We start from the raw sequence: 15,784 nt of genomic DNA on the forward strand, positions 1-15,784 counted from the left end.
AGAGAAGTGTATAAACACTTCTCTTTTTAATTATAATTTTATTAAATAATTACATATTTGTTGAATTAGTTATAAGTAAAATGGTATAATTTATAAGTGGAATTATATAGATACGAATAATTTAAATATGAGCATAAAAAATATATAGGTGGAAGGAAAATTACTATGGGATTTTTGGAAAAGATATTTGGAACATATAGTGAAAGAGAAGTTAGGAAGTTAGAAAAAATCGCAGATAAAATAGAAGAATTAGATGAAGCTATGCAAAAGCTATCAGATGATGAGCTTAGAGCTAAGACAGATGAATTTAAAAATAGGCTAAAAAATGGTGAAACATTAGATGATATATTACCAGAAGCATTTGCAGTTTGTAGAGAAGCAGCATGGAGAACTCTAGGAATGAAACATTACAGAGTTCAACTTATTGGAGGTATGGTTCTTCATCAAGGTAGAATTGCAGAAATGAAAACTGGAGAAGGTAAAACTTTAGTTGCTACACTTCCATTATATTTAAATGCATTATCAGGTGAAGGAGTTCACCTAGTAACAGTTAATGACTACTTAGCTACAAGAGACGTTGAGTGGATGGGAAACTTATATCATTTTCTTGGATTAACCACAGGTTGTATAGTTCATGGATTAAATTCTGATGAAAGAAGAGCTGCTTATGCAGCAGATATAACTTATGGAACTAATAATGAGTTTGGTTTCGATTACTTAAGAGATAATATGGTAATCTATAAAGAAGAAAGAGTTCAAAGAAAATTAAACTTTGCAGTTGTAGACGAAGTTGACTCTATTCTTATAGATGAAGCTAGAACACCTCTTATAATTTCAGGAGCAGGAGATAAATCAACAAAATTCTATAATGTAGCAGATAATTTTGTTAAACAATTATTAGCAGATACAGATTATACTATAGATGAAAAAGCTAATTCTGTAATGTTAACTGATTCTGGTGTAGCTAAGGCTGAAAAATCTTTTGGAATAGATAACTATGCAGATGCAGAGCATTTAGAATTGCAACATTATATTACTCAAGCATTAAAAGCTAACTATGGAATGAAGAGAGACAAAGACTACATGGTGAAGGATGATCAAGTAATAATAGTTGATGAATTCACAGGTAGACTTATGGAAGGAAGAAGATACTCAGATGGTCTTCACCAAGCTATAGAAGCTAAAGAAGGAGTTAAGATTGAAAGAGAATCTAAGACTTTAGCAACAATTACATTCCAAAATTACTTTAGAATGTATAAAAAGCTATCAGGTATGACAGGTACTGCTTTAACAGAAGAAAATGAATTTAGAGAAATATATTCTTTAGATGTTATAGTTGTTCCTACTAATAAAGACGTGGCAAGAATAGATAAAAGTGATTTAATATATAAGAACACTAAGGGAAAATATAATGCCATAATAGAAGATATAATCGAATGTAATAAGAAAGGTCAACCAGTACTAGTTGGTACAGTAAGTATAGAAAAGTCAGAATATCTATCCTCATTATTAAAGAAAAGAGGAATAAAGCACCAAGTATTAAATGCTAAATACCATGAGCAAGAAGCTGAAATTATATCTCATGCTGGAGAGTTAGGAAGCGTTACAATAGCTACTAACATGGCTGGTAGAGGTACAGATATTAAGTTAGGTGAAGGCGTTAAAGAAGTTGGTGGATTAAAGATAATAGGTACTGAAAGACATGAATCTAGAAGAATAGATAACCAATTAAGAGGTAGATCTGGACGTCAAGGAGATCCAGGTGAATCAGTATTCTATATTTCTCTTGAAGATGATTTAATGAGAATATTCGGATCAGAAAGAATTCAAGGCTTAATGGATAAGTTAGGTTTAGAAGATGATGAAGCTATTGATCATAAGATGGTAAGTAAGGCTTTAGAAAATGCTCAAAAGAAGGTTGAAGGTAATAACTTCGATATAAGAAAGAGCCTTATAGGATATGACGATGTTATGAATATGCAAAGAGAAATTATTTATAAACAAAGATCAGAAGTTCTTGAAGGTAAGGATTTAAGAGATCAAATAAATCAAATGATCAAAGATATAGTAACAGATGCAGTTAAGGGGCATTTAGATAATATAACTGATAGTCTTGATGTGGAAATAGGAAAATTAATTCAATACTTAGAAGATATATGTTTACCACACAAGCTTGTTAAAGTTGAAGATTTAATTGATTTATCTAATGATGAGATTATAGAAAAGTTATTAGATATATTAACAAAAATATATCATAAAAAAGAAGAAGAATTTGGAGAAGAACACTTTAGAGAAGTTGAAAGAGTTATACTACTAAGAGTAGTTGACCAAAAGTGGATGGATCATATTGATAATATGGATCATTTAAAACAAGGTATTGGACTTAGAGCATATAAGCAAATGGATCCAATTCAAGCATACCAAATGGAAGGTAGTGCTATGTTTGAAGAGATGATAGAAGGAATAAAATTAGATACTGTCAAATTCCTATATCATATTCAAATTCAAAAACCTGTTGAAAGAGAAAGAGTAGCAGAAGAAACTTCAGCAAGCCATGGTGGAGATGAAGGAGATACTAAGAAACAACCTGTAAGAAATGAAAATAAGGTTGGAAGAAATGATCTTTGTCCATGTGGTAGTGGAAAGAAATATAAAAACTGTTGTGGAAGAGAAGCATAGGATGCTATCGCATAATGAAAAATTAAGAATGAAGAATTAAAAATTTAGGAAGTAATTTGTTCCAAATTACGAAAAATTAAGGGGCTGTTTCATTAAAAAGAAATATCACAATATATTTATTTTAAATTTTTAAATAAATATATTGTATATAAATTTCTTAGTGCGACAGCCCCTGTTTATGAATGTAAAATGAATAATTAAAAATGTAAAATTAAATAAATATATTATAAGTAATTTGGAACAAATTACATCAATAATTTTACATTTTACATTCTACATTATTAATTTAAAAAAGGTTGTGATATTATGTTAATTAAGTTAGAAACAGAACTAGCTAAGCTTAATGATATTAAAAAATTTATAGAAGAATTGAGGGTTTCTCTTTGACAAGGAAGCCTTAGAAAAGCAATTACAAGAATTAGACTTAAAAATGCAAGAGTCAGGATTTTGGGAAGACATAAAAAGGGCAGAAGAAGTAACTAAAGAAAGTAAGAGAATTAAAGATAAAATAGATAAATTCGATTCTTTAGTTACAAGAGTTGAAGATGTAGAAATATTAGCTGAATTAATAGAAGAAGATGATGAAGATTCTATTAATGAAGTTATTAGTGAAATTAGAAGTATAGAAAAAGATGTTGAAGAATATAGAATAAAACTTTTATTATCTGGTGAATATGATAGAAATGATGCAATACTAACATTACATGCAGGTGTAGGCGGTAGTGATGCAAATGATTGGACTGAAATGTTATTAAGAATGTACACTAGATGGTGTGAGAAAAAAGGCTTTAAAGTTGAGACTATAGATTACTTAGAAGGTGATGAAGCAGGAATAAAAAGTGTTACTTTAAATGTTAAAGGAGAATTTGCATATGGCTACTTAAAAGCAGAGAAGGGAGTTCATAGACTTGTAAGGATATCTCCTTTTAATGCAAATGGTAAAAGGCAAACTTCCTTTGCTTCTGTAGAAGTATTACCTGAACTTACAAAGGATCAAGATATTGAAATAAGAAGTGAAGACTTAAAAATTGATACTTATAGAGCAAGTGGAGCAGGTGGACAGCACGTTAATAAAACTGAATCTGCTATTAGAATAACTCATTTACCAACTGGAATAGTAGTACAGTGCCAAAGTGAGAGAAGTCAATTTTCAAACAAAGATACAGCTATGTCTATGCTAAAATCCAAACTAATTGATTTAAAAGAAAGAGCTCATAAGGAGAAAATTGAAGACTTAACCGGTGATCTTAAGGATATGGGATGGGGAAGTCAAATAAGATCTTATGTATTCCATCCATATAATATGGTAAAGGATCATAGAACTGGAGAAGAAACTGCTAATTTAAATGCTGTAATGAATGGAGAAATAGATAACTTTATTACTGCATATTTAAAAAATAATAAATAGATATATTATTAATTTTGATTCTTTATCTTATAAAGCATGATGCTACTGAAGGATTTTAAGTTGTTATAGAAATATAAAAAGGACTGCTTAAGCAGTCCTGAATTAAAAATGTAGAAAGTAAAATGTAGAATTATGGATGTAATTTGAAGCAAATTACCAAAATATTATTTAATTTATAAACTCCGCAAGGAGTTTATTCCTTTATTCTAAATTTTACATTATTAATTTTACATTTCTTAAGGTGTGTTATAAAAGGAGCAGATACTAAGAAGCCAAATAAAAAAGAAAAAATATATATTGAAGTTTTACTATAGAAAAATTTAGTTACAATGCTATAGGATGAGTCAAATATTTTATCTTCTATTACAGTATAAGCCTCATTAATGGCTTTTATGCTAATATAGTCAACAGTATCATTAGGTGTATGAATTTTACTTAAATCACTATGACAAAAGCTAAGGGAATCTATATCTAATAGATTAAAACTAGCATGATCACTTGAATTTTCATAAGCTATCTTTGTATTTACATTATTTCTTTTAGCTATTTTTTCAATGGATTCTAGAAGTTTTGATTCCTTATCTTTATAATTTGTACCTAGCATTAAAGTAAGTGGAAAGTTATCACTTCCAATCATATCAAAGTTAATAACTTCAGCTCCTTTTAATTTATTTAGATTTTTTTCTGCAAAAGCTTTAGAACCTAAAAGCCCAAATTCTTCTGCATTTAAAGCCACAAAAATTATATCTCTTTTTGGTTTACCATAAGTTGCAAGAGACTTTTGAAGTTCAAGCATAAAAGATGTGCCAGAAGCATTATCTAAAGCTCCACCATAAATATTTTTAAGAGCATCAGTACCTAAATGGTCAAAATGAGCAGTTAAAACTAATGGGGGAAGAGATTTAGATGTTCCTTTAATAACTCCTACTACGTTAGATATTTCTTTTTCTTCTGTAGAAAATGGAATATTAATAGAAATCTCGGCTCCATCTCTTAAAGAGTTTAATATTTTATTGTAGGTATCAGTATTTATTAATACCATCATATTGTAAGGAAAATCATGTATAAAAGAACTTCTAAAAGAAAAATTATTATTAGGAGCTAAATGAAATAGAAATTTTCCATTTGTAGTGCTTACTTCAATATAATTAGAAAAGACATTAACCTTATCCTCATTAGAAAAGGTTATTTTTGTGTTTTTAAAATTAATCATATCTTCTTTAAAGTCAACACCATATTTTAGGTTTTCTTCATATCCATCATCATAAGAAATTTTTAAGTAAGGAGTGCTATTATTATTTACTGGAGAAATAACTTTAAAGCTTTCCTTATAGCTATCATTTAGTGGGATAAGCTTATTATCTTGAAAGTTTTTTCTTATTAATTCTTCTAATAAAGAGTTTTCTTTGCTACCAGCAAGTCTACCAGCATATGTGTCAGAAGATAGTATAGCAATGCTTTTTTTTACATTATCAGCGTTAAAGGGTGAATATGTAAAATTTGAAAATAATGATAAAGATAATAAAACTATTGTAGTAAATAGGGATACATAATAAATTATTTTTTTTCTCATAAAAAATACCTCAAAAAATAGTTATAATTAATACTATTAATTAAGGCTTTAAAATATAACAAATATAATTTTCTAAAATATTAAGCTTTCTTGTATATAAGATCAATAAACCCACTTGTAAAGGAAAATAATATACAAATATAAATAGAAATATTTATTTTATTAGAAATTATAGAAAAAACTCCCCCAACTATAAAGCTAAACAAAATTATACAGTTAATAAATTTTGTTAAGGCAGATTTACTAACTATTATTTCTTTAGTAGAAGAAATAAGAATTAGAATTAAAGTTAAAAAATAAAGTATATATTTAAAGGTGGTTGAAAACTCTATAATATAATATTGATTTAAAATGATAAAAATTATGAAAAATACTAGAAGTATATTAATTAGTTTATTAATGAAAATAGAAATTTTATTCATAACATCACCTGATTGTAAATATTTTACAATTATAATTATATACGTTATTTTACATAATATCAAGAGAATAATATATAAAAGTATAAAATTGTATTATAATAGTAATATGATTTTTTTTAGGAGGAAACTTATGGTTGATATAGCAGGAAGAATAGCAGAAGAACTTGGAATAAGCTTAACTCAAGTAAATAATGTTATTAATTTACTTGATGATGGAAATACGGTTCCATTTATTTCTAGGTACAGAAAAGAACAGACTGGTGCATTAAGTGACGAAGTTTTAAGAAAGTTTCAAGATAGATTAATTTATCTTAGAAATTTAAAAGAGAGAAAAGAAGATGTACTTAGGCTTATAGATGAGCAAGGTAAACTAACAGAAGATATCCAAAAATCATTAGAAAAGGCTTTAACTTTAACAGAAGTTGAGGATATTTATAGACCATATAAACAAAAGAAAAGAACAAGAGCAACAATTGCATTAGAAAAAGGCTTAAAGCCATTGGCAGAAGTAATTTTGTCAGGAGAATTTAAGGGAGATATAAAGGAAGAAGCTAAAAAATACATTGATGCAGAAAAGAAAGTTATTATAGAAGAAGATGCAATTAATGGAGCTTTAGATATAATTGCTGAAGAAGTATCAGATGAAGCAAAATATAGAAAATGGATAAGAAACCTAGTTTTTAGAGAAGGAAAGATTGAATCAAAAGGTAATAGTGAAGAGCATACACCTTTTGAAATGTATTATGAATATAGTGAAGATGTATTTAAAATACCACCTCATAGAATTTTAGCTATAAATAGAGGTGAAAAGGAAAAGGTACTTACTGTTAAGATAACTGTTAATGAAGATAAGATAATAAGTTACTTAGAGAAAGAAATATTGAAGGGTAATAATATAACAGATGAATATTTAAAAACTGCAATTAAAGATTCATTAAAAAGATTAATATACCCATCTATAGAAAGAGAAGTTAGAAATGAATTAACAGATAAAGGTGAAGAGGGAGCAATAAAGATATTTAAAGAAAATCTAAAATCATTACTTATGCAACCACCTATAAAAGGAAAAGTTGTTATGGGCTATGACCCAGGGTTTAGAACAGGATGTAAAGTAGCTGTGCTTGATAGTACAGGAAGATTCTTAGAAAATACTACAGTTTATCCAACAGCACCACAAAATAAAGTAAAAGAAACTAAGGAAGTATTAAAGAAGCTAATTAATAAACATAATGTTGAAGTAATTTCCTTAGGAAATGGAACTGCCTCTAGAGAATCAGAAGAAGTAATATCAGAAGTCATTTCAGAAATAAAAAAAGAAAATGGAAAAGAAGTAGCTTATGTAATAGTATCAGAAGCGGGAGCATCAGTGTATTCAGCATCAGAGCTTGCAACGAAAGAATACCCAGATTTAGATGTTACAGTTAGAGGTGCTATATCAATAGGAAGAAGATTACAAGATCCTATGGCTGAACTAGTAAAGATAGATCCTAAAGCACTAGGTGTAGGTCAATATCAGCATGATGTTACACCTAAAAGGCTAGATGAATCTTTAACTGGAGTAGTTGAAGACTCTGTTAATAAGGTTGGAGTTGATTTAAATACTGCAACACCTTCTTTACTTACTTATATAGCAGGAATTAACTCAAGTATTGCTAATAATATAGTTCTTTATAGAGACGAAGTAGGTGGCTTTAAAAGCAGAAAAGAGCTTTTGAAAGTAAAAAGACTTGGACAAAAAGCATATGAGCAATGTGCAGGATTTTTAAGAGTTATGGAAAGTAAAGATCCATTAGACAATACTTCAGTACACCCAGAATCTTATGAAGTGGCTAGAAACTTAATATCTTTACTTAAGTATAATGATAATGACTTAAAAGAAAATAACCTAAAAGATATAGATGAAAGAGTTAAAGAAAAAGGAATAAAAAATATATCAAAAGAACTAGGGGTAGGAGAACTTACTTTAGAAGACATTATTAAAGAACTTAAAAAACCAGGTAGAGATATTAGAGATGAAATGCCGAAGCCTATTTTAAAAACTGGGGTAATAGATTTAAAAGATTTAAGTGAAGGTATGATACTTATGGGGACTGTAAGAAATGTATCAGACTTTGGAGCTTTTGTAGATATAGGAGTCCATCAAGATGGATTAGTTCACAAAAGTCAAATGGCGGATAGGTTTGTAAAGCATCCATTAGATATAGTTAAATTAGGAGATATAGTTAAAGTAAAGATTATTGAAGTAGATAGTAAGAGAAATAGAATATCTTTATCTATGAAAGGAATAAAAGAAGAAGATTGTTAAAAAAATTGCTTGTAAATAATTCTAAATAGGAATATAATAATATTGTAAATAAATTATCTTCAGGGCGGGGCGTAATTCCCCACCGGCGGTATAGCCCGCGCGCTAATTTCTAGCATGATTCGGTGAAACTCCGAGGCCGACAGTATAGTCTGGATGAAAGAAGGTAAGGTGTTAGATATTGCTTGTTATGTATTTAATTTAGCAAATCTTATTTCTTATGATTTTAAACCCTGATGTAGTTTTACATTAGGGTTTTTTTATTTATTATAAACTGTGTAATTTTTCTAAAATCATAGGAATATTGTTAAATTAATATCATGTTAAGCACTAACCCATGCCCCAGGGGATATCTTTTGGGAGGAGAAAAAATGAACAATCAACAAAACAAAAATTTAAACAAATTTATTAAAATTTCACTTTTAGGTGCCATAGCAGTGGTACTTATGTACTTTGATTTTCCAATACCATTTTTACCATTTCCATGGTTAAAAATTGATTTAAGTGACATTCCAGCACTTATGGGAGCCTTTGCTTTTGGACCTATGGCTGGAGTATTAATAGAATTATTAAAAAATTTATTGATTCTAATTGTAAAAGGTACTGGAACAGGTTTTGTTGGAGAAATGGCTAATTTCATAGTAGGAGTTTCTCTAGTTGCTCCAGCAGCATGGGTTTATAACAGGAATAAGAGTAAGAAAACAGCTATACTTGGAATGATATTAGGAACTATATGTATTGAGGTTATAGGAATTATAGCTAATGTGTATTTCTTATTACCAGCATATGGAATGCAAATGGCACCTAATGAAATAGTTCAATATGTAACTATAGGATTATTACCTTTTAATGGTATAAAATCTATAATGGTATGTGGAATAACTTACGTACTTTATAAGAAAGTATCATTAGCAATTTTCAAGGTAGATTCAAAATTGGATAATAGTAGAAAAGGAAGCCTTGGCTCAGTTTAATATAATAAATTTAATGAAAAGATAGGAGTACTATATTTAAAGTATTCCTATCTTTTTATTATTATCCATTGAAAATTACTTTTTCATATACTATAATAACATGGTTGCAAACGCAACTACATTGTTATATATTAAGTGTATTAAACTTGATTTGTTTAGGAGTTTGTTATGAAAGAGATAGAGTGTGAAAATATAGCAAAATATATATCAGAAATTCAAAGAATGGGTAATATATTTTTCTTAAAAGAATTATCTCATTTAGGACTTGGTTATGGACAATTTAATTTTTTAATGGAACTATATAGAAAAGATGGAGTAAGGCAAGAAGATTTATGCCTAAATCTAAAAATAGATAAGGGGACAACAGCTAGAGCTATTAAAAAATTAGAAATTGAGGATTTTATTATAAGAGTAAATGACGAAAAAGATAAGCGAGCTTATAGAATTTTTTTAACTGAAAAAGCTATGGAACATAAAAAGGATATATACAAAGTTGCAAAAGCTTGGGAAGAAAAGTTAACTAAAAATTTAACTTTTGAAGAAAAAGAAATAATTTTAAATTTACTAAAGAAATGTATATAACTAGGAGTGTGATTTAATGAGTACACAAGAATTACTTGCAAAAGAAAAAATTAGTAAATTATTATTAAAATATTCAGTGCCAGCTATAATTGGTATGTTAGTTAATGCTTTATATAATGTAGTAGATAGAATCTTTATAGGTAATATACCAGAGGTTGGTTCTCTAGCAATTACTGGAGTAGGTGTAACCTTACCTATAACAACTATTGTTTTAGGGTTTTGTATGCTAGTTGGAATTGGTGCAACTACTACTATTTCTATAAAATTAGGACAAGGTAAAAGAGAAGAAGCAGAAAAAGTAATAGGAAATGCTATAACTTTATCTGTAATAATTGCTATTATATTAACTGTAATAGGAATAGTTTTTGGAGAGTCTATTTTAACTAAGTTTGGTGCAAGTGAAAGTAGCTTATATTATGCTAAATCATATATATACATAATTTTATTAGGAACAGTGTTTAATATGGTAGCATTTACATTAAATAATACTATAAGAGGTGATGGAAATCCAAAGCTTGCTGCTACAATTATGATTATTGGATGCCTAACTAATATAGTATTAGATGCTGTATTTATCTTCATATTTAAAATGGGTATTCAAGGAGCAGCTGTTGCAACTATTATCTCACAATTAATAACAGCTATAATAGGTGTTAGATATTATGTAAGTGGAAAATCAAATTTAAGATTTTTCAAATCAAATTTAAAGCTAAATAAGGATATAATAATAAAAATATTGGCAATTGGGGCATCACCTTTTGCAATGCAAATGGCAGCTAGTTTAGTTCAAGTTATAGCTAATAATGTACTTAAAATATATGGAACAGATATTGCAATAGGAGCAATGGCTACAATATCTTCAATTGCACTTATGTGTTTAATGCCTATTTTTGGGATAAATCAAGGAGCACAGCCTATAATAGGCTTTAATTATGGAGCTAAGCAAGAGAAAAGAGCTCAAGAAGCATATAAATTATCACTTATAGTTGCAACTATTATATTAGTAATAGCATTTATAGTAGTTCAAAGCTTCCCAGAAGCTATAATAGGAATATTTAATAAAGATCCTAAGTTTATGGATATTTCTGTTAAGGGATTAAGAATATATTTATTAATGTTACCTATAGTTGGAGTTTCAATTACTGGAACAAACTATATTCAATCAATTGGTGAAGCAAAAACTGCAATGATATTAAGTCTATTAAGACAAGTTATTTTATTAATTCCATTTATGATAATTTTACCTAGAATATTTGGATTAGGAGTTAATGGAGTGTGGATAGCACAACCATTAAGTGATTTAATTGCATCACTTTTAACAGGTATAATATTACTTAATAGTATGAAGAAAAATTAATATGAAGACAAAGTAAATGAATATGTATTAGAATAATATAAAATATCATACTAATTTAATGATAGATACTTATAAGAAGTATAAAAAACAAAGAGGGTTAAGGTATAATAAATATACCTTAAGAAAAGATGAGCAAGAAGTCATTGATTTCTTGCTCATCTTTTCTTAAGGCTATATTCACTTTGGGAAATGAAATATTATTCTGTAGTCCTATATATTTATTCTATTTTTTGTTTTCTGCTTCCATTTGATAATAGCTATCTTTACTAATATAGATACCTGCTTCATAATACTCTGTCATATTTAAAAGTACGTCGAATACATCAATGAAATCCTTAACTGGCTCAATAAGACCAGACCAATTTTCATCGTACACCATTCTAAGACGTTTCCAATCAGTATACATGCGAATTGCTTGTCTATCATCTTTCCCATTATCAATAGGGAATTTTAATTTCACATCCTTATCTAAAACAGTAGCGCCATTTTCATTTGGAGGGGGAATTTCTCCATCCTTTTGAATAGGAACAAGAAGTCGTGCTTTTAACAATTCTTTACTCATAAACTTATAGTAAAGTCCATAAATTAATTTGGAATTTTCATCATCTACATTTCCTAGTTGACCCATTAGAAGTAACCATCTTTCAAGATCAGGATTGGTAATAGGAATATTAATTTCAGGTAAATCACCATAATTAGGTTCTGGAACAAGCATCCCTGAAGCAATTGAAACATCATTTGAAATTACCTTTACACCACATGCACCATTAAGATAGAAGGTTTCTCCCAAAAAGTTATAAATTCCATCCTTACTTTCACCATTCTTAATTTCCTTAATTTCATAGGGGTATTTACTAAAATATGCTTCTGCCATACTCTTATATGATTTTGGAAAAATAAGAATGTCTGGAGGCATGCACATATATCCTTCTTCTATTTTTTTAGTGGTAGAAAACAAATTTGGTTCTCCTGTTCGTTTATTAAAAACACAGTAAATTTCATCTGCCTCAAATATTTTTTTTATTAATTGCTTTGCAACTCTTTCTATTTTTTTGTAATTAATTTGATTTTGTCCCTCATTTGTTCCTTTAACTGTTTTGGATTGAAACCAAGAAAATAATCTCCAAACTTCGTAGCAATCAGCGATGCTGAATTGTTCTAATTCTGAATCAGGAATATCCAATTCCATCTGTGCAACAAAACAATCTCCCATAGCATTAATATATGCATCATGAACGGTCTTTACGGATGTTGTTCTTGTATATAAAACAGTACCTTTTCTAATGCCTAACAAACTTCCTCCTTCAATACGAAGTGCAACTTGACAATCACTTGCCTCATTTGTAAGATTGTTTGGTACTTTTTCAATTGAAATTATTGTGGAGAGGCTTGTTGGTTCTGTATCACTATCCAAATTAGATATATACACAGCATCACCTACTCGTGTAGTTCCTTTTAATGGTCCAACAACAATTAGGTCATTACTTTCCTTTAATTTGAAAGTATCGTGCACTCCTAATACGAAATTAGTTGGTATATCATCATTTTTTTTTACTTTTTGTTCTTCCTGCTTTCTCCCAAACAAATTATTTATTAATCCCATATAACTTACCTTCTTTCATGCTTAATAAAATAAATAGACTTTTATTAATTAGTAGGTGAACCAATAGTATTTTACTAAATTATAAATATACTTTCCAAAAATTGCAAATAAAAAAACAGAAGTGCATAGCCAATGCTATGCACTCCTGAAATGATATTAAATTATTTATTATTTCTTAGTTCATAAAGAGAAAATCCCTTTATATTTCTTATAAGTATTTAGTCATTAGTATTGCATCTTCTTTGTTATCTTCATAATAGCCTTTTCTAAGTCCATCAACTACAAATCCATATTTTTCATATAGATTTTGAGCAGGATAATTAGATGCTCGAACTTCTAAATTAATTAATGAACAGTCTAAATGTGTGCATAAATTAATTAATGATTCTAATAATTTTGCACCAATTCCTTGTTTTCTGTAATCTGGATGAACAGCAATATTAGTTATGCTTCCTTCACCAACAACTATCCATATACCTACAAAACCAACAACTAAGTTTGAATCTTCATCTCTTGCAACAATATATTTTGCTAAGGGATTATTTATTTCCCCTTCAATTGATTCAATGCTCCAAGGCATGGAAAAACAAGCATTTGATATATTAAAAACTCCATTAACATCTTTATTAGTCATTAAATTATAAGTTATTTTCATTTTTTAACGCTAACCTTTTTTCTAATTCTCTTTGAGCTTGAGGTTTCTTTAAATAAAATGGAGATGAATTTAAATCATCACACTCATTATTTAATAACATTTTAATTCCTAGCTCACCTAAAGAAGAAGCTCTTATTATGCTAAGATGATTTGGAGCAAAATTGGAATTTGGTAAATGCTCTAATAAATAATCCTTATGTTTATTTACTGCATCTCCAGTGAAGATAACATCTTCTCCTTTTTCTTTTAATAACTCTATTAATTCATCTAGTTCAAGTGCAGAGTAGTCACTTATTTTTTCTAAAGTGCCATTATTTCCTTTATAAAGACAAGTATAAACGCTACTTCTTAATGCATCCATTATAGGGCAGATAATTCCATTAAAATTAACTAAAGAATAAGCAAGAGCATCTAAGCTAGATACACTTATATATGGTTTATTTGAACCAAAACTTAAGCCTTTAACTGTAGCCATTCCTATTCTTAATCCTGTAAAAGAACCAGGACCCTTTGAAACTACAAATCCGTCTATATCATCAATGTCTAATGATGAATCTTTTAATAATTTATCTACTATATCCATAATTAAAGTAGAGTGTTCTAGTTTATTATTAATTGTATATTCTGCAATTAAATTATTTTCATCTAAAAGAGCAGCAGTAGCTACTTTTGATGCTGAATCTATGCTTAAAACTATCATAAGTTTAACTCCTTTATATAATTATATCTTTCACCATAAGGAGTAATAGTAATATTTCTATAGTTTTCTCCTTTAGACAAATCTTTTTCTATTAATATATGTAAATATTCATTAGGTAAAATTTCTTCAATGTAATTAGCCCACTCAATTATAGATACTCCATCTGAAAAAATATAATCATCAAAGCCTATAGCATAAATTTCATCAGGATCACTAACTCTATAAACATCAAAATGGTATAATTTAAGCCTACCAGAATCGTATTCATTAACTATAGTAAAAGTTGGACTAGTAATATATTCATCTATATCTAAACCTTTGGCTATTCCTTTAGTTATATGAGTTTTCCCAGTTCCTAAATCTCCAGTTAAACATACTATATCACCAGGATTTAATAGTTTACCTATAGCAAATCCAAGTTTAGTTGTATCTTCTATATTTTCAACATTAAAATTCATGTGAAATCTCCTTTCTAAAGAATTTATATTAATATATATTCTATCTAAAATGAAGAAAAAAAGAAAGGTAAAAATAAATACATTATTTAACTTGTAATTAATATGTAAAAGATTTGTAATTCTTTTTTAGTCATGATAAGATAAAATATATATAAGTAAATTATTATTTCCTGGAGGAAATTAAGATGAAGAAGTTAACATATGCCTTCCTTATTTTTACTTCTATATTATTTTTTGGATTGACATTTTCATATAATCCTTTAATGGCAAATCCAACAAATGAATTAGATGAAGAAAAGGATACTTATTTAAACATATTAACAGTAAATAAAGAAATATATTCAATGGTTAAAGCTTTAACTTTAGATAATCATAATGTAGAGTATTTATTTAGTAATGAGAAAGAGATAAAAGATTTTAAGGTAAGTGAAAATATTATAAATAATATATTAAATATGGATTTGTTCATATATAATGGAGTAGGCTACGAAAAGTGGATAAATGAAATAGTAGATAACTCTAAGAATTCTAATGTAGGTATTATAAATGCTAGTAGAGGAATAAGAACAATAACAAAATCATTATCTAAGGAAAATGAAGAAAATCCATATTATTTATTAGGATTTAATGAGTATAAAATAGCTTTATATAATATTAAAACCTCATTACAAGAAAAAGATATAAAAAATAGAAGTTATTATGAAGAAAATTATAACAAGATAATTGATGAACTAGATAAATTTTTAAGTGATTCTAAAGAAGAACTAAAAAAGTATAAGAATTATAATATATATACTAATACAGATAAATTTGATTATTTATTTAGAGACTTAGGATTACAAGTAAATAAATTAAAAGATAATGATGAGGAAGTAGTAGAAGATAAATTAACTAACAATATATTTATTTATGATAATAATTTTGAAAAATTAGATGAATTAAAGAGTAAAATGAAAAATGAATATACCTATGTTGGGTTAAGCTCTGAAGGAAATAAAGATGTATTAATTAAAAATGTAACTGATATTATTGAAGCATTAAAAAATAAAAGAAATATTAGTAGTTGATTTT

At 27.8% G+C, this 15,784-nt stretch carries 12 protein-coding genes and 1 riboswitch; of the genes, 7 read left to right on the forward strand and 5 right to left on the reverse strand.

All coding sequences use genetic code 11. The features are described 5' to 3' along the window. Positions 1 to 165 precede the first annotated feature (165 nt). Together secA and prfB are read left to right on the forward strand one after the other, a co-directional pair. Complete coding sequence (gene secA / locus ACQRD5_RS08535) at positions 166 to 2,679, forward strand: preprotein translocase subunit SecA (RefSeq protein WP_291629843.1); 2,514 nt, start codon at positions 166 to 168, stop codon at positions 2,677 to 2,679. A 306-nt stretch (positions 2,680 to 2,985) separates the two neighbouring features. Then, positions 2,986 to 4,087, forward strand: a protein-coding gene (gene prfB, locus ACQRD5_RS08540) for a peptide chain release factor 2 (protein WP_414437475.1) whose coding sequence is annotated in 2 segments (ribosomal slippage) — positions 2,986 to 3,063 and positions 3,065 to 4,087 — 1,101 coding nt in all. Because the reading frame shifts where the segments join, the coding sequence is not laid out codon by codon here. A 193-nt stretch (positions 4,088 to 4,280) separates the two neighbouring features. Here the strand turns inward: prfB and ACQRD5_RS08545 are convergent. Beyond that, the gene (locus tag ACQRD5_RS08545; RefSeq protein ID WP_291629847.1) at positions 4,281 to 5,660 is read right to left on the reverse strand and encodes a M28 family metallopeptidase; all 1,380 of its coding nucleotides are present in this window, start codon (positions 5,658 to 5,660) and stop codon (positions 4,281 to 4,283) included. Between the two features lie 552 nt (positions 5,661 to 6,212). On the opposite strand from ACQRD5_RS08545, the gene ACQRD5_RS08550 reads away from it, so the two are divergent. From ACQRD5_RS08550 to ACQRD5_RS08565, 4 genes are all read left to right on the forward strand, one after another. Beyond that, positions 6,213 to 8,387 (forward strand): Tex family protein, encoded by a 2,175-nt coding sequence (locus ACQRD5_RS08550; RefSeq protein WP_291629849.1) that lies wholly within the window; start codon positions 6,213 to 6,215, stop codon positions 8,385 to 8,387. Positions 8,388 to 8,438: 51 nt separating this feature from the next. Beyond that, a riboswitch (FMN riboswitch) is annotated at positions 8,439 to 8,556 on the forward strand. A gap of 199 nt (positions 8,557 to 8,755) precedes the next feature. Then, entirely contained in the window at positions 8,756 to 9,358 is a 603-nt protein-coding gene (locus ACQRD5_RS08555; RefSeq protein ID WP_291629850.1) for an ECF transporter S component, read from the forward strand. Between the two features lie 168 nt (positions 9,359 to 9,526). Then, complete coding sequence (locus tag ACQRD5_RS08560; protein ID WP_427746727.1) at positions 9,527 to 9,940, forward strand: MarR family winged helix-turn-helix transcriptional regulator; 414 nt, start codon at positions 9,527 to 9,529, stop codon at positions 9,938 to 9,940. 16 nt (positions 9,941 to 9,956) lie between these two features. Continuing rightward, positions 9,957 to 11,297, forward strand: a complete 1,341-nt coding sequence (locus ACQRD5_RS08565; protein ID WP_291629855.1) for an MATE family efflux transporter — start codon at positions 9,957 to 9,959, stop codon at positions 11,295 to 11,297. A 223-nt stretch (positions 11,298 to 11,520) separates the two neighbouring features. Here the strand turns inward: ACQRD5_RS08565 and ACQRD5_RS08570 are convergent, their stop codons facing one another. From ACQRD5_RS08570 to tsaE, 4 genes are all read right to left on the reverse strand, one after another. Continuing rightward, positions 11,521 to 12,900 (reverse strand): SseB family protein, encoded by a 1,380-nt coding sequence (locus ACQRD5_RS08570; RefSeq protein WP_291629858.1) that lies wholly within the window; start codon positions 12,898 to 12,900, stop codon positions 11,521 to 11,523. A 208-nt stretch (positions 12,901 to 13,108) separates the two neighbouring features. Beyond that, positions 13,109 to 13,555, reverse strand: coding sequence for a ribosomal protein S18-alanine N-acetyltransferase (gene rimI, locus ACQRD5_RS08575; RefSeq protein ID WP_291629860.1), 447 nt, complete (start codon positions 13,553 to 13,555; stop codon positions 13,109 to 13,111). Beyond that, positions 13,539 to 14,255 (reverse strand): tRNA (adenosine(37)-N6)-threonylcarbamoyltransferase complex dimerization subunit type 1 TsaB, encoded by a 717-nt coding sequence (tsaB, locus tag ACQRD5_RS08580; protein ID WP_291629862.1) that lies wholly within the window; start codon positions 14,253 to 14,255, stop codon positions 13,539 to 13,541. The genes rimI and tsaB overlap by 17 nt, the downstream gene beginning before the upstream one ends. Then, the gene (gene tsaE / locus ACQRD5_RS08585; protein WP_291629864.1) at positions 14,252 to 14,713 is read right to left on the reverse strand and encodes a tRNA (adenosine(37)-N6)-threonylcarbamoyltransferase complex ATPase subunit type 1 TsaE; all 462 of its coding nucleotides are present in this window, start codon (positions 14,711 to 14,713) and stop codon (positions 14,252 to 14,254) included. Before tsaE ends, tsaB begins: the two co-directional genes overlap by 4 nt. Before the next feature lie 185 nt (positions 14,714 to 14,898). Here tsaE and ACQRD5_RS08590 point away from each other — a divergent pair, with 185 nt between their 5' ends. Further along, complete coding sequence (locus ACQRD5_RS08590) at positions 14,899 to 15,780, forward strand: metal ABC transporter substrate-binding protein (protein WP_291629865.1); 882 nt, start codon at positions 14,899 to 14,901, stop codon at positions 15,778 to 15,780. Positions 15,781 to 15,784 lie beyond the last annotated feature (4 nt).

The sequence above is a fragment of the Clostridium sp. SGI.024 genome, from assembly GCF_050315195.1.
Lineage (GTDB): Bacteria > Bacillota > Clostridia > Clostridiales > Clostridiaceae > Clostridium.